Source organism: Acidicapsa borealis, from assembly GCF_059115245.1.
This window is the reverse complement of the sequence record NZ_JCACNY010000001.1, coordinates 4595994-4618954: the sequence shown is the minus strand read 5'-3', so window position 1 is coordinate 4618954 and position 22961 is coordinate 4595994. Positions and strand designations below refer to the sequence as shown.

Annotated in this window: 15 protein-coding genes; 5 read left to right on the top strand and 10 right to left on the bottom strand. The window is 58.2% G+C overall.

The genetic code is table 11. The annotated features are described in order from the left end of the window. Window positions 1–3 precede the first annotated feature (3 nt). Window positions 4–1119, bottom strand: a complete 1116-nt coding sequence (locus AC5S27_RS18950) for an SIS domain-containing protein (RefSeq protein ID WP_493936122.1) — start codon at window positions 1117–1119, stop codon at window positions 4–6. A 177-nt stretch (window positions 1120–1296) separates the two neighbouring features. Between AC5S27_RS18950 and AC5S27_RS18945 the strand changes: the two genes are divergently transcribed. Next, window positions 1297–2082 (top strand): DeoR/GlpR family DNA-binding transcription regulator, encoded by a 786-nt coding sequence (locus tag AC5S27_RS18945; RefSeq protein WP_493936121.1) that lies wholly within the window; start codon window positions 1297–1299, stop codon window positions 2080–2082. 498 nt (window positions 2083–2580) lie between these two features. Here AC5S27_RS18945 and AC5S27_RS18940 read toward each other — a convergent pair whose 3' ends face one another. Beyond that, window positions 2581–5295, bottom strand: coding sequence for a glycoside hydrolase family 3 C-terminal domain-containing protein (locus tag AC5S27_RS18940; protein ID WP_493936120.1), 2715 nt, complete (start codon window positions 5293–5295; stop codon window positions 2581–2583). Between the two features lie 56 nt (window positions 5296–5351). Continuing rightward, window positions 5352–6116, bottom strand: coding sequence for a copper homeostasis protein CutC (locus AC5S27_RS18935; RefSeq protein ID WP_493936119.1), 765 nt, complete (start codon window positions 6114–6116; stop codon window positions 5352–5354). 244 nt (window positions 6117–6360) lie between these two features. Here AC5S27_RS18935 and AC5S27_RS18930 point away from each other — a divergent pair, with 244 nt between their 5' ends. From AC5S27_RS18930 to AC5S27_RS18920, 3 genes are read left to right on the top strand one after another with little or no spacing between them, the layout of a single operon-like run. After that, window positions 6361–7428, top strand: coding sequence for a glycosyl hydrolase family 18 protein (locus AC5S27_RS18930; protein WP_493936118.1), 1068 nt, complete (start codon window positions 6361–6363; stop codon window positions 7426–7428). Window positions 7429–7465: 37 nt separating this feature from the next. Further along, on the top strand, window positions 7466–8836 hold the full coding sequence (locus tag AC5S27_RS18925; RefSeq protein WP_493936117.1) for an alpha-L-fucosidase: 1371 nt from the start codon (window positions 7466–7468) through the stop codon (window positions 8834–8836). A gap of 32 nt (window positions 8837–8868) precedes the next feature. Further along, complete coding sequence (locus tag AC5S27_RS18920) at window positions 8869–11439, top strand: glycoside hydrolase family 95 protein (protein ID WP_493936116.1); 2571 nt, start codon at window positions 8869–8871, stop codon at window positions 11437–11439. On the opposite strand, the gene AC5S27_RS18915 is transcribed toward AC5S27_RS18920, so the two are convergent. From AC5S27_RS18915 to AC5S27_RS18890, 6 genes are all read right to left on the bottom strand, one after another. Next, window positions 11440–13647, bottom strand: coding sequence for a formylglycine-generating enzyme family protein (locus AC5S27_RS18915; RefSeq protein WP_493936115.1), 2208 nt, complete (start codon window positions 13645–13647; stop codon window positions 11440–11442). 38 nt (window positions 13648–13685) lie between these two features. Then, the gene (gene rbsK, locus AC5S27_RS18910; RefSeq protein WP_493936114.1) at window positions 13686–14612 is read right to left on the bottom strand and encodes a ribokinase; all 927 of its coding nucleotides are present in this window, start codon (window positions 14610–14612) and stop codon (window positions 13686–13688) included. A gap of 17 nt (window positions 14613–14629) precedes the next feature. Further along, window positions 14630–15619, bottom strand: coding sequence for a GRP family sugar transporter (locus tag AC5S27_RS18905; protein ID WP_493936113.1), 990 nt, complete (start codon window positions 15617–15619; stop codon window positions 14630–14632). Between the two features lie 149 nt (window positions 15620–15768). After that, window positions 15769–16332, bottom strand: a complete 564-nt coding sequence (locus AC5S27_RS18900) for a YceI family protein (RefSeq protein ID WP_493936112.1) — start codon at window positions 16330–16332, stop codon at window positions 15769–15771. A 318-nt stretch (window positions 16333–16650) separates the two neighbouring features. Continuing rightward, window positions 16651–17379 (bottom strand): sensor histidine kinase, encoded by a 729-nt coding sequence (locus AC5S27_RS18895; protein ID WP_493936111.1) that lies wholly within the window; start codon window positions 17377–17379, stop codon window positions 16651–16653. Between the two features lie 418 nt (window positions 17380–17797). After that, window positions 17798–18400: a response regulator gene (locus tag AC5S27_RS18890; protein WP_493936110.1), complete on the bottom strand. Its 603-nt coding sequence runs from the start codon at window positions 18398–18400 to the stop codon at window positions 17798–17800. Window positions 18401–19374: 974 nt separating this feature from the next. Between AC5S27_RS18890 and AC5S27_RS18885 the strand changes: the two genes are divergently transcribed. After that, complete coding sequence (locus AC5S27_RS18885; protein WP_493936109.1) at window positions 19375–21861, top strand: ligand-binding sensor domain-containing protein; 2487 nt, start codon at window positions 19375–19377, stop codon at window positions 21859–21861. A gap of 33 nt (window positions 21862–21894) precedes the next feature. Here the strand turns inward: AC5S27_RS18885 and AC5S27_RS18880 are convergent, their stop codons facing one another. Beyond that, the gene (locus AC5S27_RS18880; RefSeq protein WP_493936108.1) at window positions 21895–22953 is read right to left on the bottom strand and encodes an NAD(P)/FAD-dependent oxidoreductase; all 1059 of its coding nucleotides are present in this window, start codon (window positions 22951–22953) and stop codon (window positions 21895–21897) included. Window positions 22954–22961 lie beyond the last annotated feature (8 nt).

Sequence of the window (22961 nt, the reverse complement as noted above, 5' to 3'; positions counted from 1 at the left end):
TGCTTACTGCTCGATGACGGCCTTGTTCAGGTTGCGCGGGCTGTCAACGTCGACGCCGTGTTCGAGGGCCATGAAGTAGGAGAAGAGCTGGAGCGGGACGACTTCGAGGATGGGGAAGAGGTGTTCGGAGATGGGATGCACGTAGACGCAGTCGGTGACGAGCGAGGCTACTTCGGTGTCGCCGGTGTTAGCGAGGGCGATGACGGTTGCTCCCTGGGCCTTGAGGTCGGCCAGGAGCTGCACGGTCTTTTCGTAGCGGATGCGGGAGGCTTCGACGGCGGAGTCGACAGTGGCAATGATGACGACGGGGACGCGATCGCTGACCAGGGCGTTGGGGCCGTGCTTCAGTTCGCCGGAGGGGTAGCCCTCGGCGTGGACGTAGGAGGCCTCCTTGAGCTTGAGCGCGCCTTCGCGGGCGATGGGGTAGTGGACGCCGCGGCCTAGGAAGAGGAAGGTTGAGGCGTTGCGGTGTTTCTTTGCGAGCGCGGCGATTTCGGTTTCCCACGTGGCGAGCTGGGCTTCGAGATAGCCGGGCAGAGCGGCGAGTTCGGCAAGATGCGTTGCTACGACTTCGGCGGTGAGGGAGCCGGTGCGGCGGCCTTCGTAGAGGGCGAGCAGGTAGAGAACGGTGAGCTGGCAGGTGAAGCTCTTGGTGGCGGGGATGGCGAACTCTTTGCCGGCGCCGATGGGCAGCGAGACGGTGGCTTCGCGGGCCATCGACGAGGCTGCGGCATTGGTGATGGCGAGGGTCTTCTGGCCGCGGGCATTGGCTTCGCGCAGGGCGGCGAGGGTGTCGGAGGTTTCGCCGGACTGGGAGATGACGATGACGGAAGGGTGGCGCGACTCTTCGCTGCCGCGGCAGCTGTATTCGCTGGCGTATTCGACGTCGACGGCTAGGCCGCTGAGGTCCTCGAAGGTGACTTCGGCGGCGAGTCCGGCGTGGCGGCTGGAGCCGCTGGCGGCGATCAGGACTTCTCCCGCGGGGCTGGACCAGGCTTCGAGCGGTGCCCAGGTTTCGGCCTTCAGGGTTGCGCCTTCGACGTACATGGCCAGCGTTCGGCGGACCGCCTCAGGCTGTTCGAATATCTCGCGCAACATTGCATGGGGAAAAGTACGCATCCCGGTTCCGTCCTCCGAAGGTCTGTCTGAAGCTGATCGTCTGTGTCGCAATGAATCAGCTTGTGATTATAGTAAGCCAAATCGATCAGGGTTTTGATTGTTATTGCTGTGGGAACGGTACGAGTTTCCTTGAAAATCATTCGCGATAATCGGGATGCGGCGGTTAGAATCCAGCGTATGTCGTCTCAATTGAACGATCGTGCTGAGAAGATTATGAAGTTTCTGCTCCGGACCGGGACGGCCTCGATTGAGGAGATCCTGGGGGAGGTGGGGTCCTCTGCGCCGAGTATCCGGCGGGATCTGGTGTACCTGGAGGGGCGCGGGCTGATCCGGCGGACGCATGGCGGGGCTACTTTGGTGGAGCCGCTGCTGTATGAGCCGTTCCGCTATGACCGGTCGTTCCAGGCGCGGGAGCAGCGGTTTGCGGACGAGAAGCGGCGGATTGGGCTGGCTGCCGCGGAGCTGGTGCTGGAGCACGAGACGATCGGGCTGACGGCTGGGACGACGACTACGCTGGTTGGCCGGAGCCTGCGGCATCGGCAGGATCTGCAGGTGGTGACGAATGCGATCAACATTGGCATGGAGCTTTGCAACCAGTCGGGGATTCGGACTTCGCTGACTGGCGGCGTGGTTTCGTGGGCCTGGTCGTTTTCGCTGACGGGGAACTCGGCGCTGGCGTTTTTGAATGACGTTTATATGGACAAGGTGTTTGTCAGCGTGATCGGGTTCGATGTGGAGCGCGGGGCGACTACGCTGGAGTCGGATGAGGCGCTGGTATTTCGCAAGATGCTGAAGCAGGCGAAGAAGGTGATTGTGGTGGCGGATTCGAGCAAGCTGGGGGTGGTTAGCCCGGCGTTCATCTGCCCGATCACGGATGTTCAGATGCTGATTACTGACTCTGGTGCTTCGGATGAGGTGGTTGCTTCGTTTGCTAGCCGCGGGGTTCAGGTGGTTCGGGTTTGACCGCTCGCTGACGAAATTCTGGCTAAATTCGCGTTGGGAGGGGGGTACCCCTCGTTTTCTTGTTAAATGTTTGATTGCAAATGCGTTATTGGTTGTTTTTGTGCGCTTAAGAGGCGCTTTTGTGCACTTAAGCGTCCGCGGTTGAGCGCCCAGAAGACTGATCGTGCGACGGAATACATCTGTTGGATTCGTTAGTTCCATTATGCCAGAAACCGCATTCATTATGTGCAATTGTCGGGGGCGAAAATTTTGCTGTTGGGTAGACAATCATCATCCAGTGATTTCCGGCGCTGCGTGGCCGCCGTGTCGATATGGAGCGGGCCTTCAGCCCTTCGCGGTCGAAGGGCTTATTGCACCTGGGGCGTTGCCCCAGGCTGGTATGACGCGGGCCTTTGGCCCTGAAAGCTTTGTGGCTGAGCAGGCTGGATTTTCAGTGCCTGAGCTGGCTGGCTGTTCAGTGCCTGACCTGGCTGTTCAGTGGCTGAGCAAAGTGGCTGTTCAGTGGCTGAGGTGGCTGTTCAGTGCCTGAGCTGGCTGGATATGAGGAACGGGAGTTCCCTTGCTGGCAACCGTACGGCTTAGGTCGGGTTGTGAACCACCGATCTTGCATCGGAAACCGCCTGTGAGGGGAATTCGATTGCCATTGCTGTCAATCATTTGGCGTTCATCGGAATTTATAGTGAACTCGATTTCTTTCGATTGTCCGGGTTCCAGTCTGATTCGCTGAATGCCATGAAGGGTCAATATTGGCGCTCCTGACTCGCTCAATACTGTAGACGGGGACGGCACGACATAAAGCTGGGCGACTTCCTCTGCTGCGATCTTGCCGGTGTTTGCGACGGTGGCCCGAACTAAGAACTTCCGGCCATCCTTGTGGATGATCTCCATCCTGGTTTCCGAGTATTTGAACTGGGTGTAGCTTAGGCCGAAGCCGAAGGGGTACTCTACCGGGCCGGTGAAGTAGCGGTAGGTGCGGTGGGCCATGGAGTAGTCGGTGAAGGCGGGCAGGTCTTTGGCTGACTTGTAGATGGTGACGGGGAGCCGGCCTGAGGGGACTGCCTGGCCGGTGAGCAGGTTGGCGAGGGCGTGGCCGCCTTCTTCGCCGGGGTACCAGAGCTGCAGGAGGGCGATGGGCGATTGGATGGTCGAGGTGACGTCGCTGGTGGCTACAGGGCTGCCGGAGGTGAGGCCGAGGATGATGGGCTTACCGAGTTTGCCGAGGGCGGTGAGCAGGTTGCGCTGTGGCTCGGGCAGGTTGAGGTCAACGCGGTCGCCGCCGTCGAAGCCGGGGACTTTAATCTGGAGGGCTTCGCCTTCTAAATCTGGAGACAGGCCGACGAGGGCGAGTATGACATCGGCGTTGCGGGCGGCTTCGAGGCTTTCGGCGAGCTGGGCTTCTGCGGGTGCTTCCCAGTTGAGGTGGATCCCTTGATCTTCGCCGGTGTGGCGGAGTTCGAGGCGGATGGCGTGGGGCGCGGTGTCGGGCCAGTTGAGGGTAACGTTGTCGGGATGGTGGCCTTTGCCGCCGTCGTCTTCGAGGGCGATCTTGTCGTCGAGCCAGAGGCGGTAGGCGTCGTGGCCTTTGCAGTCAAAGCAGCGGTCGATGGAGATTTGCAGCTTGTAGGCGCCGGATGCTGGCGGGGTTAGCGTGCCGGTCCAGCGGACGGAGTAGGTCGCTACGGAGGCCGAGGTTACGGAGTCTTCCAGGGGCGAGATGTGGTCGAAGTCGAAGTCGATCTGCGCGTCGGGGCGGGTGAGGGCCGGGGTGCCGGAAAGATCGGCGTTGGGGAAGTATTCGCCCTTCAGGCTGCCGTTTGCAAACGCGGTTGAGGGGATGGGGACGGTTACTCCCTGGGCGAGTGTTGCTCCCTGGGCATAGGTGATCTCGGTTCCTTTGGGCAATGCATCGCGGAGGCCGTCGAGCAGGGTTTGCGGATGGCGGGCGGTGCCATGATAGTTGGCCTCGATGACCGATAGCAGGGCGGCGGTGGGGCCGATGACGGCGATGCGTTTGGTGCCGGGGTCGAGCGGGAGGACCGGTTTGCCGTTGGGCAGACTGTCATTGCGGAGGAGGACGGCGGATTCTTCGGCGGCGCGGAGAGCCAGCTTGCGGTGGGCTTCGGTATCGACTTCGGTGGGGGCGATGCTGTTGTAGGGGGAGCAGCTTGCGGGTTGCAGCATGCCCAGGCGCAGGCGGGCGAGCAGCAGGCGGTGCAGGGAACGGTCGATGTCGGCGGTGGTGACGAGGCCCTGGGCGAGGGCTTCGTTCAGATGTTTGTAGGTATCGCCGCAGCTGAGATCGGTTCCGGCTTTGAGTGAGACGGCGGCTCCGTGGGCCTGATCTGCGGTGTAGTGCAGGTAGTCTGTCACCTCTCCGATGGCTCCGCAGTCGGAGACGATGTAGCCGCTGAATCCCCATTGATCGCGGACGCGACCATTCAGGAATGCTGTGTTGGCACAGGACGGGATGCCGTTGATGGCGTTGTAGGAACACATCATGGAGGCGGCGTGGGCTTCGGTTGGGCCGTTGCCGGTGAGCTGGTGGAAGGCTGCTAGGTAGGTGTCGGCGAGGTCGTGCTCGTTGACGATGGAGTTGAAGCCGTCTCGGAGGGACTCTGGGCCGCTGTGGACGGCGAAGTGCTTGGGGGTTCCGTCGGCTTTGCGGTAAAAGCTGTCCTTACCTTGAATGCCATTTACGAAGGCGGTCCCGAGCTGGCCGGTGAGGTAGGGGTCTTCCCCGTAGGTTTCCTGGCCTCGTCCCCAGCGCGGGTCGCGGAAGATGTTGATGTTGGGGGACCAGAGGGTGAGGCCGGCGTAGCGGGCGGAGTCGGTGGATTGATGAGGGTTGAACTTGGCGCGGGCTTCGGTGGAGACGACATCGCCGACTTGCTGGAGGAGTGCCGGGTCGAAGGTGGCGGCGAGGCCAATGGCCTGCGGAAAGACGGTGGCGTAGCCGTTGCGGGCGATGCCGTGGAGGCCTTCGTTCCACCAGTTGTAGGCGGGGATGTTGAGGCGGGGGATGGCTGCGGCTACGTCCTGGAGCTGGGAGATACGCTCGGCCGGGGTCATCTGCTGGATGAGGGCGTCGATCTTTTGACTCAGCTGCTCGGGGGTGAGGTCGGCGGCGCAGCGTTCCTGCGCTTGCACAGCAGAGCTTTGAAGGAATGCGCCGGCCAAGAGGCTTGCAGTGAGAAGGAAAGCGGCGCGTTTCATGGCAGGGCCTCCAGTTGATTTCAGGATGGGTACACTTCAGAGCCGGGGCACGCTGGCTATGAGAGTTGGGCGACCGCGTCTTCATGCAGGATTCGCATGGCTTGTTGCACGTCTTCGAGGAGGACTTCGCCGACGGGTGCGGCTATTTCGCGATGCTCGAGGTGTGAGGGCAGAATGATCGCTGGGTCTGTTGCCTGATCCTTGCGGATGAGCGAGCCGTGGAAGTACGAAAGGCCGGTGTTATGGACGAGTTGCCGCAGGTTGCCGATGGTGACGCCGCCGCCGGCCATGAGGGTGATGCGCCCGGCGGCCTGTTTTTGGAGGGCTGAAAGCTGTTCCGCGCCCTCGGTGACGCTTGGTTTGCCGCCGGAGGTGAGGATGCAGTCGGCGCCGGTGCGGATGATGTCTTCGAGGGCTTCAGGGAGGCTGGCGGATTCATCGAACGCGCGGTGGAAGGTGAACTTGAGGGGGCGAGCGAGTTCGACGATTTCGCGGGTTCTAGGGACATCGACGCGGTGGTCGGGAAGGAGCGCACCAAAGACAATTCCGCTGGCTCCGGCGGCTTTGGCTTGGAGGGTCTGCGTGCGGATGAGGGCAAATTCTTCGTCGGTGTAGACGAAGTCGCCCGCGCGGGGGCGGATGAGGACATGCACCGGGATGGTGAGGGCCTGCGCGGCTGCCGCGGTGATTGCGGGGTCGGGGGTGGTGCCGCCGACGGCGAGTTCGGTGCAGAGCTCGATGCGATCGGCTCCGCCGACTTGGGCGATTTTGGCGGATTCGAGGCTTTCAGCGCATAACTCGAAATGTAACGGCATTTGCATGAGGGGGAGAGCCTTGGGATTCTGGGGTTTCGGGAGTGGTCTGCGGCCGATCTGGTGATTTGGGTCGCGGGGAATGTTCCGAGCGAGGAATTTTTGTCCGTGAGAAAACTATTTCATACCTGATATGTTCGTGGAAACGCTGAACTTCGAAAGCTCTGCTGATCATATGCAATGCAAACGATCATGCCAATGGTTTAGCTTTAATTTTCAACTGCTTTTGTCATGTGCGATTTCCGGGGGAGAGATGAAGAGACTTGTCTGGCTGGGTGGGGCGCTGTTGGTTCTTTTGGCTGGGGTGGGCAGGAGCCTGGCGGAGACGCCGGTTGCGCTGTTCTACCTGGGGGAGAATCCGGATTCGATCCGGTCGTACCAGGCGCATTCGGCGAAGATCGGGCTGCTGGTGCCTACGTGGTACGAGGTGAATGAGGATGGGCTGGTTTCGGGCGGGCCGAATCCGATGGTACTGGAGTCGGCGCACAAGCAGAAGCTGCCAGTGATGCCGCTGATTGCTCTCTTTAACAAGAAGAGCTTTCATGAGCTGGCGGGCAACCAGCATGCTCAGGATGAGATGAATGAGGCGCTGGTGCGCGAGTGCAGGCTGCATGGATATACGGGGTTTCAGTTTGACTTCGAGAATATTGTCTGGACGGATCGCGACGCGTTGACGGCGCTGGTGAAGAAGTCGGCGGAGGCGATGCATAAGGCGGGACTGCAGCTGACGATTGCGACGGTGCCGAATGCGCCGGGGTATGTCGAGGGCAAGGGCGGGTTTGGCAGGTGGATCTTTACGGATTGGCGCGGGGCTTACGACATTGCCGAGATTGCCAAGTATGTCGATCTTGTTTGCCTGATGACGTATGACCAGAACACGCGTTGGACGTTGCCGGGGCCGGTGGCTGGGTGGGGTTGGACTATGGAGAACCTTGACTATGCGCTGAAGGTGGTGCCGAAGGAGAAGCTGTCGCTGGGAATTCCGCTGTACGGGTATCACTGGTATACGCGGGCGCCGATTGTGGACAAGGCTACGGGTGAGGAGAAGCCTAATCCTTCAGCGGACTACATCAATGCGCTGGATGCTGTGCAGTTGGCAGATGCGTATCGCGGTGGGAAGGTGGAGTGGGATGCTGAGGATCATACTGCTTACTTTTTCTTCTATCGGGAGCAGATGCGGGAGTGGATTTTCTTTACGGATCAGCGGACGTTTCGCGATCGGTACGAGCTCGTGGAGAAGCGTGGGCTGCAGGGGTTCTGTTCGTGGGTGCTGGGGGCGGAGGATCCGGAGATATGGAAGCTGTTGCCGGATCGTAAGTAGCGTTTAGCTGGATTGAAGTTACAGGAGAGATGAGCTTATGATGCGTGATTTCAAGCGGCGGCTGAAGGTGGTTGGGACTTTGTTTTTCATGCTGAGCTTTGCGTGCTTTGCGAGTGCGCAGAGCTTTCCGGATGTGAAGCCGGCTGCGTATCAGACGGCGTGGCAGGATCTTGAGTTTGGCGTGATTATTCACTTCTCTACGAATACTTTTCTGGATCGTGAGTGGGGCGATGGAACTGCTGATCCGAAGGTGTTCAATCCTACTGCGTTCGATCCGGAGCAGTGGATGAAGGCTGTTCGTGATTCCGGAGCAAAGTATGTGGTGCTGGTGGCTAAGCATCATGATGGGTTCTGCCTATGGCCTACGGAGCAGACGGACTACAGCATCAAGAAGAGTCCCTGGAAGGATGGCAAGGGCGATGTTGTGGGCGAGGTGGCGAAGGCTGCTCGCAAGTATGGGCTGAAGTTTGGCGTGTATCTGTCGCCGTGGGACCGGCATGAGCCTAAGTATGCGGATTCGGCTGCTTATGACAAGTATTATCTTGCCGAGTTAGAGGAGTTAGTTACACGGTACGGGGATCTTACGGAGTTTTGGCTGGATGGGGCGGGCAGTGCGGGGCACGTGTATGACTTTCCCAAGATCATGGAGACGCTGCGGACGTACCAGCCGAACACCGTTGTGTTTGCCGATACGGGGCTGTTTGAGTATGGGGATGCGCGGTGGGTGGGGACTGAGTCGGGGCGTGTGGGGTATGAGAACTGGAATGTGATTGACCGGCATGGATATCTGCGATGGCGGCCGGTGGAGGCAGATACTCCGCTGCGGGATCTGCATTGGTTCTGGCATCCGAACGATGAGAAGTCGCTGAAGAGTATGGATGAGTTGATGACGATGTATGAGCAGACGGTGGGGAGGGGTGCGCAGTTGATGCTGGGGCTGGCCCCGGATAATCGCGGGCTGCTGCCGGACTCCGATGTGGCGCGGTTGAAGGAGTTTGGGGATGCTGTGCGCAAGCGCTATGGGACGAACCTGGTGCGGACGCATACGTTCGAGCCTGCGGAGCTGGAGGCTGCGATGGATGACAATCCGGATACCTTCTGGACTGCTCCAGTGGGTTCGCATCATGCGATTCTTGAGGCTACATTTGTGAAGCCGATCACGTTCGATCATGCGGTGACGATGGAGTGGTTGAATGATGGGCAGAAGGTGCAGAAGTATGCGATTGAGGCTTTGACTGGTGGCAAGTGGACAACAATTGCCAAGGGTGAGGCGATCGGTCATAAGAAGATCGATGCTTTCGCGCCGGTGACGGCCAGCCGGGTGCGGCTGAATATCTTATCGAGCACTTCCGAGGCGTCGATCAAGGAGTTTCAGTTGTATTCGACGGGTGTGGGCAAGGCTGAGTAATACGGTTAAGACACTGAGGAGCAGCAATGTTGATGGGTAGCAGTCGCCGTGGTTTTCTTCGTACTTTGAGCGCGCTGATCAGTGGCGCGCCGCTGTTTTCTCGCTTTGGCTTTGCTGCTTGGGCGCCGGATTCGAAGAGGCCGGGGCAGGGAACAGAAGGACAGACTCCCGATACTACGCTCTGGTACAAGGAGCCTTCGGAGCAGTGGACGGATGCTTTGCCGGTGGGCAATGGGCGGCTGGGCGGGATGGTGTTTGGCGGGGTGGCTTCGGAGCGCATTGCTTTGAATTACGACACGCTTTGGTCGGGGGCTCCGCAGGACTGGAATAACCCTGCCGCCAAAGATCATCTTGCTGTGGTGCGATCGCTGGTGATCGGCAAGCAGGATTATCACGGTGGGGACGCAGAGTGCCGCAAGATGCAGGGACCATTCAACCAGGCGTATGAGCCGCTGGGCGATCTGCTGCTGGACTTCGATCATGGGGATGCTTTTGCGGAGTACTCGCGTTCGCTGGATCTGGATCGCGCGACCAGTGTGACTGCGTTCAACGCTGGTGGCACACATGTGACGCGTGAGGTGTTTGTTTCCGCGCCGGCGCAGGTGTTGGTGGTGCATGTGACGGCAAGCAAGCGCGGTGCATTGCATGGCAGGCTGCGCTTGAAGAGTCTCATGCATTCCAGTGCAAAGGCAGAGGGAGCGAGCATTGTGCTTTCGGGCAAGGCTCCGTCTCACTCCACGCCGAATTATATCGAGGATAAGAATCCGATCCTCTACAGTGATGTGCCGGGTGAGGGGATGCACTTTGCTGCGGTGCTGAAGGCATCATCGCGCGACGGAAAGATCACGGCGCAAGTGGATGGTTCGCTCAAGGTCGATGGTGCGTCGGAGATTGTTCTGCTGCTGGGTGCGGCGACTGGGTATAAGCAGTTTGACCAGATGCCGGATACTCCGCTTGCGGAGGTGATTGCAGCTGCGAAGAAACCGGTGTCTGCTGCTTCCGCACGGCCCTATCGACAGCTGGTGAGTGAACATCTGGAGGACCATCGCAAGTTGTTTCGGCGCGTCACGCTTGACCTTGGTGGCCATGAGGCTGCTGTGGCGCCCACCGATGAGCGGCTGGATGGCTTTGATGAAAAGCCGGATATGTCACTGCTGGCGCTTTACTTCAACTACGGCCGCTACCTGCTGATCACGAGTTCGAGGCCGGGCTGCCAGCCTGCGAATCTGCAGGGCATCTGGAGTGCGGAGATGCGGCCGCCGTGGAGTTCGAATTGGACTGCGAATATCAATGTGCAGATGAACTACTGGCCGGTGGAGAGTTGCAATCTTACCGAGTGCAGTGAGCCGCTGATGACGATGGTGCGCGATGTGAGCGTGAATGGGCGCAAGACGGCGAAGGTCAACTATGGGATCGATGGCTGGTGTTCCCACCACAATATCGATCTATGGCGGCAGTCTGCGCCGGTGGGACAGGGGTGGGGCGATCCGACGTGGGCGAACTTTGCGATGAGTGGGCCATGGCTCTGTCAGCATCTTTGGGAGCACTATCTCTTTACCGGCGACAAAGCGTTCCTCAAGAACGAAGCATACCCAGTGATCAAGGGGTCGGCCGAGTTCTGCTTGAACTGGCTTACCGACGATGGCAAGGGTGGGCTTACGACATGTCCATCGGTGTCGACGGAGAACTTGTTTCTTGCGCCGGATGGAAAGAGCGCACAGGTGAGTCCGGGATGCACGATGGATGTCGCTCTGATTCATGAGGTCTTCACCAATTGCGCGGAAGGCGCCAAGATTCTCGGGGTGGATGAGGACTTTACGGCGAAGCTGGCTGCTGCTCTACCAAAGTTGCCCAAGTACCAGGTGGGCAAGTGGGGGCAGTTACAGGAATGGTTTGTGGACTTCGATGAAGACCAGCCTGGGCAGCGGCATATGTCGCATCTTTATCCGATCTATCCGGGTGGTGAGATCACGCCTCTTTCGATGCCGGACTTTGCTGCTGCGGCGCGTAAGTCACTGGAACGCAGGCTGGCCAATGGCGGCGCTTACACGGGTTGGAGCCGCGCGTGGGCAATTGGGCTTTGGGCGCGGCTTGCGGATGGTGCGCAGGCCTATGATTCGCTGCGCTTATTGATGCTGCATAGCACAGGGCCGAATCTGTTTAACACGCATCCTTCGGGAGAATCGATGGATGAGGCTTTGGCGGGGAGCAAAGGCGCGAAGCCGGGAAAGACACAGAAGAAGCGGCCCTCCTCTATCTTTCAGATTGATGGCAACTTCGGAGCGACTGCCGCGATTGCGGAGATGCTGTTGCAGAGTCATGATGGTGCGATCGCTCTGATGCCGGCGTGGCCGGAGCAGTGGAAGACCGGGTCCGTGCGCGGGCTGCGTGCGCGCGGTGGTGTTGAGGTGGATGTCACGTGGTCTGAGGGGAAGCGCGTTGCGGCTCGGCTCACTGGCGTGAGTCCGGGTGAGCACCTTGTTCGACCGCCGAAGGGCTTTCGCTTTGTTGCTTCAGACGCGGTGAAGACGCAGGCAGATGGCTCGGTGCAGATCGTGTTGCAGCAGGGAAGCAGCGTAACGTTGGAAGCGGTGTCAGCCTAGCTATTCAGCGTCTTTGACGCAGCGGAAGCCGAGTGTTGCTGAGCGGTCATACGATGGAGCCATCAGCAACAGCTTGCTGTGAACATCGTTCCGGATGGCTTGTGGGAAGTACCAGATGGAGCCTTGCGGGTGGTAGTAGCTTCCACCGCGCAGGATGGCTCCGCGCGTATGTTCATCGACGTATTCGTCTGTCCATTGCCATACGTTGCCGGCCATGTCCATGATGCCGTACGGGCTTGCGCCGGTTGGATGTGCATCGACATCATCGGGTCCGCGCAGAGTGCGGCCCGTTTCGAGTGCGGGCATGGTGGTGGAGTCGAGTACGTTTCCCCAGGGGTAGAGGCGGTTTTCTGTTCCCTGGGCGGCGAACTGCCATTCCCACTCGTGAGGAAGTCGCTTACCGGCCCAGGCTGCGTAGGCAATTGCGTCTTCGCGTGAGACCCAGGTGACTGGCTTCTTGTCCCAGCCCTTTGGATAGGTGCCGTTGGTCCAGTCCTTGAGGAAGTTCAGATCGTCTTTGGGATGATAGTGCGTTGCATCGAGGAACTGCTTGAACTGGGCGTTAGTGACGGGATACTTATCCATGTAGAAGGGTTTGATCTGCATGCTGTGTTCATGGAAGCGGCGGGGAGTTGCCTCCCATGGATACTGCACGTCGGTACCGGTGTCATCGGAGCCTTCCACTTCCGAGCCGCTTAGCCGGAAGACATAGTTTCCGCCGGGTATCTTGACCATGCCTTCGACATCGCCTTTTGCCGGAGTGGTAGCGGGGATTTCGACGATCTGCTGAGTGAGAACGTGCCATTCGGCGGAGTAGCTGTCGAGCGGATTGGCAGTCATGGTCTTCATGGTTGCCATGAGCTTACGCATCTCTGCGCTGGGCTCGCCTTGCGTGGCGAGGACCATGCCGAAGCCGTGTGCTTCAGTGGTGAACGAGAGCACGGCGAAGTCGCCTTCGTGCTGGGGTGTGAGCTCTTCGCCGTGATAGAGATCGAAGTAGCGCATGCCGGGCTTGTAGGGGGCACTCAGGGTGCGTCCGGTGATGGGATACTCGTTGCGGTTGACGATGGTCCAGATATTCTGTTCACCGAGCGGCCAGCGGCTGGAGTAGATGCCATAGACGTGCATCGGATAGAGCGGCTCCCATTGCGGGCTGGCGAAGAAGGGTGCGACGGCGCGCTCCATGGTGGCCACGCGGCGGGTGGCTTCGGCATCGCGCTCGGTGATGCCGTTCCAGATGCCCCAGACGTTCTCCCAGCTCTCCCAGCCTTCGCCGTTGAAAAAGGCGTATTGCAGATCGTCGGTCTTGCTGCGGTTCCAGCGGCCCTGGATATTGACCTGATGACGCGGCTCAAGCCAGCGGTAGCGATCGACGGTAGGTGTGAATTGAAACTTGTACTGGCCCCAGGTGAGGACGTTCCAGGCGAGGGCTTCATCCGACGGGCTACTCTCGGGCTCGAAGGCGAGTGGATGCCCGATCTTGTCGGCGGCGAGTGAGAAGGCCAGTGGCACTCCGTCCTGTGTGTCGCCGTTCACGCCGTCCGCGCCTAGTTCCTTCATCAGATCCGCTGTGGCTTGCGGCCAGTCTTTGCCGGGTGAGTGCGTGCCCTGATCCCACATCATGATGGGGAAGAGTACGCGCACTCCGCGGCGATGGAAGTCGGCGATCATGCGCTTCACGCCTTCTTTACCGCCGGGCATGGAAAGAACCATCTCCTGCTGGTTGCGATTGTCGATGCCCATGTTGGGGTAAGTTGCCCAGATGAGCACGGCATCGATGCCGCCGTAGCGCTTTTCGAGATCGTCGAGGTAGCGATCGACGGTGTACTTGTTGGCAACGGGATCGTAGAAGTAGCGGTCATGCACCATCATCTGCGGCTGGATGAATGCGGACTGCGCCCACTTCAGCGCGGGCATGTCATACCGCGAGCCATCGTAGCCGACGCGGATGCGGCGCTCGGTTCGCCAGTCTTCAATCGCTTTGAGCCATTCTGCATGCGTCTGCAGTGTGCAGTGAGGATAGATGTCGGGAGGAAAGTGCAGGGTGAGGCACGAGGGCGGAGGGATCTGCTGTTCGGCGGACTCAAAATAAAAATCCTGCGGCAGTGCGTGGAAGTCCTGCGCGGACAGCGTTGCGGTGAGAGCTGCTGTGAGCGTTACCGCGCCTATCAGGCACGCCGATAGCTTCCGAAGTTTGTGAGCATTCATCGTATCCGCATCCTCGCTGAATGTATGCGCTGTTGATTCTATTGTGCCAGCAGATCCTCGACTTCTGCCATGGTTGCAAGGGATGGCTGGGCGCCGCTGCGTGTAACGGAGACCGCTGCGGCTGCGGAGGCGAAGCGGGCGCTTTCCTGCTCGCTCTTGCCCATCATGAGCGCAGTTGCGAAGGCGCCGTTGAAGGCATCGCCTGCGGCTGTGCTATCAACTGCCTTGACCGGGAAGGGAGCGATGATTTGGCCTGCCTGGTTAGGTTTTGCCAGATAAGACCCGCGCGCGCCGAGCTTGAGCACTACGCCCTGGATGCCCTGGTCGAAAAGCTGTTGCGCGATGATGGCGGGTTCGCGATTTTTAGACGATGCAGAGGCTCCGCAGTAGAAGGCTGCTTCGGTTTCGTTGGGAGTGAACCATGTGACTTTGCGCAGGAGGTCCGGGGGAAGTTCGCGTGCGGGGGCTGGATCGAGGATGAGCGGGACATTTTCGCGTTTGCAGATGTTGGCGAGATGCTCGATGGTGTCGAGAGGTGTTTCTAATTGTGTGAGGACTACTCCTGCGGCGCGAATGCGTTCGATGTTGGCATCGAGGTCCTGAGGGGTGAGAAGGGCGTTTGCGCCTGGGGTGATGACGATGCAGTTTTCACCTTTCGCATTGACCAGGATCACGGCGACGCCGGAGCTGCTTTCGCTGGTGATCACGCTGGCAATGTCCACACCGCTTTGTTCAAGATTGGTGCGGAGTTGCTGGCCGAACACATCGTTGCCTACGCGGCCGATCATCTGCACGGGGTAGCCTAGTTTCCCGACGGCCACGGCCTGGTTTGCGCCTTTGCCGCCGGGGTGAATCTGGAAGTCCTTGCCGGTGATGGTTTCGCCTTCGACGGGGATGCGTTCGGTGTTCATGACGAGGTCGATGTTGATGCTGCCTACGACGACGATTGGCTTGTGGTCAGCCATGGATTCTCCTTGCCTGGTTAGAAGACGGGCGCGAGTGCGATGGTGGTGAGTCCGAGAAGGAAAAGGATGAACATCCAAACGAGGAAGTTCTTCGATAGCCGGGGCGCTGCTGCGAACTCACGCCAGATGAAGACGCCCCAGGCTGCGGAGATCATGGTGGCTCCCTGACCGATGGAGTAGGAGACTGCAGGTCCGACGACGTGTGCGCGGGAGGCGACGAAGTTGAAGACTGCTCCGGTGCACCAGATGGCTCCGCCGAGTATGCCCCAGATGTGCCACGAGGGTTTAGCTCGCCAATAGCCGGTCATGGCTACTGGTCCGCCGCCGACCAGCGGGCGTCGCATCAGGACGAAGTTGAAGGGGATGGCGCAGGCTGCTACGCCGAGTGCGAAGAAGAACGTGATGGCGTATGGGCCGGGTGCGTCGGGGCTCGACATGGCTCGCGAGACGAATGGGTAGAAGCTGCCCATCAACAGACCGGCGATGAGGCTGATGATGACGCCGCGCGTGCTAAGTGATGTCTGCTGCTTTTCGCGAAGCCGGTAGGCAAGTGCGTCGAAGACGATGGCGGCTACGACGAGTGCGATGCCGCCGAAGAGCATGATCGGGTTGCCGCTGGGCGAGAGGATGTAGCTGCTGATGGCTCCGACGACGAGCGCGAGTCCGATGCCTACGGGGAAGGCTACGGCGAGTCCGGCGATGTCGATGGCGGCGACGAGCAGCAGGTTGGCTGCGTTGAAGATGATGCCGCCGAGGATTGCGAAGGTGATCTGCGTTGCGTTGGCGTGGGCGATGTCTGCGAGGAACGGACGGCCGGTTGCGCCGAGGCTACCGAGCGTCAGGCCCCAGAGCAGAGAGCCTGCGACGAGGCCGATGACGTAGTCCCAGTAGAAGAGCTGGAACTTGAAGCCGGGGCACATCTTGATGGTGTTGGCCCATGATCCCCAGCAGAGCATGCTGGTGAACATGAAAGCGAGAGCAACCGCGTAAGTATCTGGCTGAAACATGACGTTTCGCACCTCTCGATGGCTGTTGACCGAGAGATGAATTTATCACACCCGATGTGCGGCGCGCGGCGGCTGCGGGGACGTGGTCCCGGGATGCATTGAAACAGGTGGGCAGTCCGGGGACTCATTCCGTTGGGCCATTCGCCAACTCAAGCCGGGGTACGAATGAACTGCACGTCGAGAGTGATGGTCACTTCATCTCCTACGAGAATGCCGCCGCTCTCCAGCACTGCGTTCCAGACCAGACCGAAGTCTTTACGACTGATCTTTGTGATGGCGGACACAGCCACGCGGGTATTGCCCCATGGGTCTTTCTCGGGTGGGGTTGGCCCTTCGACATCGAACTGGACGCTGCGCGTGACGTCGCGAATGGTGAGGTTGCCCTCAACAGCGAGCTCGCCTGCGCGAATGATTTTGATGCTCGTGGACTGAAACTTCAGGGAAGGAAACTTCTCGACATCAAAGAAGTCTGGGCTTTTCAAATGGGTATCTCGCCCTGCATCGCGTGTTTCGATGGAACTCGCGTCGATAGTCGCCTCAATGTGGGCCTTTGCGAGATCGCTGTCATCCAGGGTCAGTGAGCCGGTCACCTTGGCAAACTGCCCCTTCACGTTTGAAATCGCCATGTGTCTCACCTTGAATTCGGCGACTGTGTGCGATGGGTCAATCGTCCATGTTGAGATGCCGGGCTGCGAGATTGCGGGTGTGCTCATGATGACTTCCTCTCTCGGGTGGTGTTTGTGCTTAATCTTTGTTTGCATTGCCGAATGCGGGCTCTCTGTCGCTATCGATGACGCAGTGCACCTGACTACCAATCTTTGTGTGTGGCGCACGCTGCCGCACGGACCAGAGACGTGATGGAAGCGTGACCGTGCATCACTGGTTCGAGCTTCACCTTATGCGGGTGAGGATTGTGCCGCAATCATGTTCTTCCATGAGTCGTTGCGCGATGGCAACAGGTTGTCCCCGTGTCAACAGTCAGGTACTCAACAGCCTTTAAATGACCGGCGTCGTGCGGGACGAAGAGCGCGTTACTCAGTGCCGCCCTTTCGCGACCGGAGGCGCTGCCAGAGGAAGATCAGCCATTGAGGGAAAAGGGGCGCGAACCTGGTGAAGATGATACTGCCGGGGACAGTGAGCGTTAGCTCAACAGAAGAGCTTGAAGGTGTGCCAACGCTCAGCGTTGCGCCGAAGCGTTGCACTCGTCTCTGCATTCTGTGCAAATCAAAGGGGCTAGTCATCTCCGCGCCACCGCTGATTGACCGGGGCATCTGCCCGCTTGATTTGACCCGCATGCAGAAGTCCGCGCCGTAGATCAAGCTGATTTCGAGGCGATTCGCGTCTGTGCGCCTGTAGAAGCTGCTGATGATTTCATAGCCGAGGAGATAGACTTCGTCGCGCACCATGGGTTGCATATCTTTACTCGTTCCAGTGGTGGTCACGACAAAATCGAGGGAGCGATGGGTTAGACACTCCTCGGCGGCGCGCTGAAATCCCGAGGCGAGATCGTTTCCATCGTAGGCAGCTTTGCGCAATGAATTGAGCGCAGCCTGGCCTTCGACGGCGGCGTTGCCCAGCCAATACGACAGCCGCCCCATCGCCGAACGGATGCGGGTCAGATCGGAGGGGGGCTCGAGTGCGTCATCCGCGATGAGTTTGCTGGCTTCAACGGTTTGCAGGAGGGAATCGTTCAGGTCGATGGCAAGGTTTGCACGTTCTGAGAGCCGCTTATGAAAGAGAGCCGTCAGCTCTTCTTCCATGCGTCTGACCCGGTACCGGTAGGCCAGGTAGGCAATGAGGAAGGCGCTACCAACAGAAAGGGCACAGACCCAAACCGAACTACTCCATGGAAAGGGTACGCCATCAAGACAGGCAGCCTCGAGTTCGCTTCCGGGCGGGTATCGAGAGAGGAGAGAGGTTGGAGGGTCAGGCTGAGCTGTATGTGTGATGATGATGCAAATTGCTTCTGATACACCTGCCCCTGGTCCCGTCATTTCACTCCGTTCTCGGGCCAAGTTCTATATATCGTCCGGCGATGACTACGGTCCCAGGCCGGGTGGCATTGAAGCACAGGTGAGCTACCCCCGCGGCATCTCTACTTTAGCGCGGCCTGTTCCTTGCAGAAACGTAGAAAACTACAGTCTGCGAGCTATAGTTTTCTATAGGTAGACGGTGAATTCAGATATGAAGAATTCCGCGGCGCAATGCGATTGTGACTGCGTGGGTGCGATCGTTGGCCTGTAATTTTTCGACGAGATTCTTGATGTGGAAATTTACAGTTGTTTCTGAAATTGTAAGTTCGTCGGCGATCTGTTTGTTACGGTGGCCATCGCGGATGAGTCGAAGGACTTCGAGTTCTCTATTGGTAAGAGTATTGTCTCCTAGGTGTTCGGCTAAACGCTGGGCTACCTCGGGTGGGATGTGCCGGCCGCCCTCGTGTACTGATCGAATCACTTCGATTAAGTCGTCCTTTGGCATGCTTTTCAGGACGTAGGCCGCGGCACCAGCTTTAAGCGACGACTGGATTTCACCATCACCATCGGAGGTCGTAAGCATGATCACACGGGCCTGGGGAAAATCCCCTCGTATGGCAATCAACGCGTCAATGCCATTTCGTCCGGGCAGGCGGAGATCCATGAGCGTAATGTCTGGCAGATGGGTGTTAAACTGCTCGATAGCTTCCTGGGCATTGGTAGCCTGCGCAACCAGAAGCATATCTTTCCTGGAGCCAATAATCGTCGCCAATCCCTCGCGAAACACGGGGTGGTCTTCGACAATCATGATGCGAATTTTGTGGCCAGATGCCAAAGAAACCCCGCACTGTTTGTGGATTATTGTAGTCAGGCGGCGTGCTTCCGCGCACTCAAAAACTTCGACTCTACATTTCTAGAATTGGAGCGCCCCTGGAACCCTGCGACCGAGTCTGAGGTCTGATTTTGATGAGAGTTGCAAGAAGGCCCGAAGGAGCGAGAGGGATACATCTGTTCCGCCGCGCTGTGCCAACCTGGGTTCTGGTTTCAATCATGGTGCTGCTCGGATCTGGAATGCCGGCGAGAGGCCAGTCCGATGACAGTCATGGCTCCTCGAGCATTTCTGCGCGAACGAATCGGGTTGGGGTGCCGTTCAAGACTGAGGAAGTCCCTATGCAGATGACCGACGGTTCGGACATCCGGTTCCGCCAGATTCAAGCTGTGAATGGCTTGTCTCAGGTCCGGGCGGGCGCAACCGTGCAAGACCGATCGGGATTTCTTTGGTTCGGGACGCAGTATGGATTGAACCGGTTCGATGGATACCGGTTCAAGATCTTTCGACATGAGCCGGGGCAGCCCAACAGTCTGGGAGGCGTTTATGTCCGAAGTCTCTTCGTGGACCATACTGGAGCACTCTGGGTTGGCTGCGATCAGTCCATCGACCGATTTGACCCCGTTACGGAGACATTCAAGCACTTCCGTATCGGTCTGCAAGGAACGAACGAGAATGATGGTCCAGCCCTCCACATCAGTGAAGACCAGTACGGAAAGTTGTGGCTGTCGACCGCCAAGGGACTTTTCAAACTGGATCCACTCGACGGGCGTACGGCTCGATATACACATGATCCAAACGACCCTACGAGCCTTAGTGGCAATGACACTACCTTCTCGGACGAAGACCGCCACGGAACCTTCTGGGTTGCGACTGACGGCGGACTGGATGCGTTCGATAGAAAAACGGGGAAGGTGACACTTCACATTTCTCTGGGCGGAAACATTGTTTCCATGTTTCATGAAGACGGATCTGGCTTGTTCTGGTTCATTAATACTTCACCAAAATGCCAATTGGGTGTACTTGATCGCAAAGATAGAAGGCTCGTTTGCTATTTCATCTATGAAGGAGCGCATCGGGTAACAACGATTGCGGGAATCTACACGATCCTCGAATCACGGGACGGTACCGTTTGGCTGGGAACGGAGGGCGGTGGTCTGCTCAAGTATGACCGTGAGCATAAAAGCCTCGTACGCTATAAGCATGACCGCGAAGATAACGAGAGCCTGGGTGCTGACAGCATTACCCACTTATTTGAAGATAGTGAAGGCAATATATGGGTAGATTTGCATGAGACTACCCCCTACTTCTTTTCTGAAAGACCGCTGCCGTTCGAAAATTTCAGTAGCAAGCGGGGGAGCTTGAAGGGTTCTCTCGTGACCTCGATTTATGAAGATAGAAACAAAATACTTTGGATTGGGTCGACTGGGGGACTGAACCGTATAGATCGCATGCGACACACGAACATCGTTGCCCCCGGTGTGGGCGTTAAGGGTGAAGTGCTCTCGTTTCTCGAGGATCGGTCGGGGAACCTTGTGGCCGGAACCTTTCGTCAAGGATTACAGCGATTGAATCCCTTAACCGGAGAAGCAGAGCCCTATGTTTCGGGCCGTGGCAATGCATCCATGCAAGGTGGAAATCCAATTATGCGAATCGCGTTCGATCACCTTGGCACTCTCTGGGCGGCAACGTGGGGAGGCCTTGGGCGTTTCGATTCGACGAGCGGAACTTTCACCTTCTACAAGCCTGATCCGCACGATACGGTTGCCTATTCTGATATCAAAGAAGCCTCTGACGGCAAGCTATGGCTGGGAGGGGAATCGGGGCTTCAACGTTTCGACCCAAAGACAGGCCAGTTTTCGATTTACTCGTATAATCCGGACGACCCTCATTCTGTGAGTGACCATCGTGTCACGTCGGTGTTCTTCGATCATGTGGGCCGCATGTGGCTTGGGACGCAGAATGGCTTCGACAGATTTGATCCCAACACGGGGACCGCCAAGGTTTACTACGAAAAAGATGGACTGGCTGGTAATGTGGTGAGTTGTATCCTCGAGGATGAGCGCGGCACCCTTTGGATGGGAACCAATAACGGGTTATCCAACTTCGATCCTCAAACTGAGAAATTCAAGAATTACTCTGTTGCGGACGGACTTCCCGGGCCTGATTTAACAGGCTGGTCTACGTGCTTCAAGAGTCCGCAGGGTGAGATGTTCTTTGGTGGCTTCAGCGGAGCTACTGCGTTCTATCCCAGTAAACTCACTGGTAGTTCCTTCGTGCCAAAGACAGTGCTGACCGACTTTCGATTGGCAGGGAACCCGGTGCCGATCGGGCATGGGTCGCCACTTCATCAATCCATTACCTATACGAACTCAATTACTCTCACGCACCAGCAAAATATCTTCGCAATAGAATTTTCTGCGCTCAGCAATTTCAATGCAATGACGAATCGCTATCGCTACCGCCTAGAGGGATTGGAGACTGACTGGCACGAGGTTGGAAGCGATCAGCGAGTTGCTACTTACACGACGCTACCGAAAGGCAAGTACACCTTTCGTGTCGAGGGTGCGACGAGTGCGGGCGCCTGGGACGAACCTGGTGCATCACTGGAGATAGAGATCCTGCCGCCGTGGTGGGGTACATGGTGGTTTACAGTGAGCTACATTGTGTTGATCCTGCTGCTGATTGTCTCTGTGTACCTGTACCGGTTACGCCAGACTTCGCTCGAATTCAATGTGCGTCTGCGGGAACGGGTGAATGAGCGCACGCGACTGGCTCGCGAACTCCACGACACTCTTCTACAAACGATTCAATCCAGCAAAATGGTCGCCGACGATGCCTTGAGTGAGGAGATAAGCCCCACCGCCATGCGGGTGACGCTGAAGAATTTGTCGAAATGGCTTGGACAGGCAACTGAAGAAGGGCGGGCGGCGCTGGATTCTCTTCGACATGGCGCGAGTGAAGACCATGATCTCCTGGATGTGCTTCGCAGAGCTGCTCAGGAGTTTGAGAAGCGCAGTTCAACTCAGGTTGAAGTCGTGGTGGTGGGAACGATCCAGGCAATGAAGTCGCCTTTGTTTGAAGAGGTATGCCGCATAGCCTGTGAGGCAATTCGCAATGCGTGCTTCCATTCGGAGGGCAGCCGGGTGAGCGTCGAAATACGATATGGAAAAGACCTTACTTTACGTGTGAGCGATGACGGTAAAGGTATACCTCAGGAGATTGTCGAGAAGGGCAGGCAGGGACACTTCGGGCTACAAGGGATGCGAGAAAGGGCCACGAGGATTGGCGGTCAATTCAAGTTGACCACATCCGCGTCGGGGACTCAGATCACGCTTCAGGTTCCCGGCGCACTCATCTTTGAGGGAGCAAGGTCCGGTTCTCATGACGTCCTGGCGAGACTTCGTGCATTCTGGAATCGAGTGCTACGTTCCAGCTGAGGAAACCCTATCCGCGTTGAGTCGATTCATCGTTCAGATATCAGCGAGCGCCTTATGAACGAAGCTCACGGAGATTGCTCCTTCGCCCACTGCGGATGCAACGCGCTTTACGCTCCCAGCCCTGACGTCGCCCACTGCAAAGACGCCGGGCAAGCTGGTTTCGAGTAGCTGAGGTGCGCGCATCAGTGGCCAGCGTGGACATCGACTGTCCGGCTTGGCGAGCTCCAGGTCGTGCCCAGTGATGATAAATCCTTTTTCATCAAGCGCGATGCGGCCCTGGAGCCATTCGGTGTTCGGTGAGGCTCCGGTCATGATAAACACATGCCTGATTGGCGCTGAAGTTATGAGCTGAGTCTTTTTGTTGATCCAACGCACGTTTTCGAGATGATTCCCGCCCTCCAGGCTCACCAATTCCGTGTCACAGAGAAGTTCAATTGCGGGGTTTGCTGCGATGCGCTGAATCAGATAGCGAGACATGGTGCCGGACAGGTCGCTCGATCGCACCAGCATGTACACTTTGCTTGCGCTCTCGCAGAGGAACACCGCAGCCTGACCAGCAGAGTTGCCGCCGCCTACGACAACAACTTCTTCGCCTTCGCAAAGCTGCGACTCGATGTACGTTGCCCCGTAGAAGATTCCGTGGCCATCGAACTGTTCTCGAAGATTGACGGAGGGCTTGTTGTATCGCACTCCGGTTGCAATCACAATGGTCCTGGCGTACAGGACGCTGTCATCTTCCATGACGAGTTCGTAGGGACGGCGTTGGCAGCGCAACTGAACGATGGCTCTGGCAACGGCGATCTTTGCGCCAAATTTTTGTGCCTGCGCGACGGCGCTTGAGGCTAGCTCCTGTCCTGAGATGCCGGTGGGAAAGCCGAGGTAGTTTTCAATGCGGGAACTTGCGCCTGCCTGGCCCCCTGGCACATGGCTCTCGATCACGAGAGGCTCCAGCCCTTCGGATGCAGCGTAGACGGCTGTAGCGAGGCCGGCTGGGCCCGCACCCACGATGACGATATCCCGAAGAAGACTGGGGTCGATGTTGTCGTTCAGGCCGAGGCAATTCGCCAACTCGAGAACCGTTGGGTTACGCATTACGGCCT

What these genes read in the sequence shown, in the direction of transcription:
- AC5S27_RS18950 (WP_493936122.1), bottom strand. Translation starts at nt 1,119, where the DNA reads ATGCGTACTTTTCCCCATGCAATGTTGCGCGAGATATTCGAACAGCCT.
- AC5S27_RS18945 (WP_493936121.1), top strand. Translation starts at nt 1,297, where the DNA reads ATGTCGTCTCAATTGAACGATCGTGCTGAGAAGATTATGAAGTTTCTG.
- AC5S27_RS18940 (WP_493936120.1), bottom strand. Translation starts at nt 5,295, where the DNA reads ATGAAACGCGCCGCTTTCCTTCTCACTGCAAGCCTCTTGGCCGGCGCA.
- AC5S27_RS18935 (WP_493936119.1), bottom strand. Translation starts at nt 6,116, where the DNA reads ATGCAAATGCCGTTACATTTCGAGTTATGCGCTGAAAGCCTCGAATCC.
- AC5S27_RS18930 (WP_493936118.1), top strand. Translation starts at nt 6,361, where the DNA reads ATGAAGAGACTTGTCTGGCTGGGTGGGGCGCTGTTGGTTCTTTTGGCT.
- AC5S27_RS18925 (WP_493936117.1), top strand. Translation starts at nt 7,466, where the DNA reads ATGATGCGTGATTTCAAGCGGCGGCTGAAGGTGGTTGGGACTTTGTTT.
- AC5S27_RS18920 (WP_493936116.1), top strand. Translation starts at nt 8,869, where the DNA reads ATGGGTAGCAGTCGCCGTGGTTTTCTTCGTACTTTGAGCGCGCTGATC.
- AC5S27_RS18915 (WP_493936115.1), bottom strand. Translation starts at nt 13,647, where the DNA reads ATGAATGCTCACAAACTTCGGAAGCTATCGGCGTGCCTGATAGGCGCG.
- rbsK (WP_493936114.1), bottom strand. Translation starts at nt 14,612, where the DNA reads ATGGCTGACCACAAGCCAATCGTCGTCGTAGGCAGCATCAACATCGAC.
- AC5S27_RS18905 (WP_493936113.1), bottom strand. Translation starts at nt 15,619, where the DNA reads ATGTTTCAGCCAGATACTTACGCGGTTGCTCTCGCTTTCATGTTCACC.
- AC5S27_RS18900 (WP_493936112.1), bottom strand. Translation starts at nt 16,332, where the DNA reads ATGAGCACACCCGCAATCTCGCAGCCCGGCATCTCAACATGGACGATT.
- AC5S27_RS18895 (WP_493936111.1), bottom strand. Translation starts at nt 17,379, where the DNA reads ATGGAAGAAGAGCTGACGGCTCTCTTTCATAAGCGGCTCTCAGAACGT.
- AC5S27_RS18890 (WP_493936110.1), bottom strand. Translation starts at nt 18,400, where the DNA reads ATGATTGTCGAAGACCACCCCGTGTTTCGCGAGGGATTGGCGACGATT.
- AC5S27_RS18885 (WP_493936109.1), top strand. Translation starts at nt 19,375, where the DNA reads ATGTTTCATGAAGACGGATCTGGCTTGTTCTGGTTCATTAATACTTCA.
- AC5S27_RS18880 (WP_493936108.1), bottom strand. Translation starts at nt 22,953, where the DNA reads ATGCGTAACCCAACGGTTCTCGAGTTGGCGAATTGCCTCGGCCTGAAC.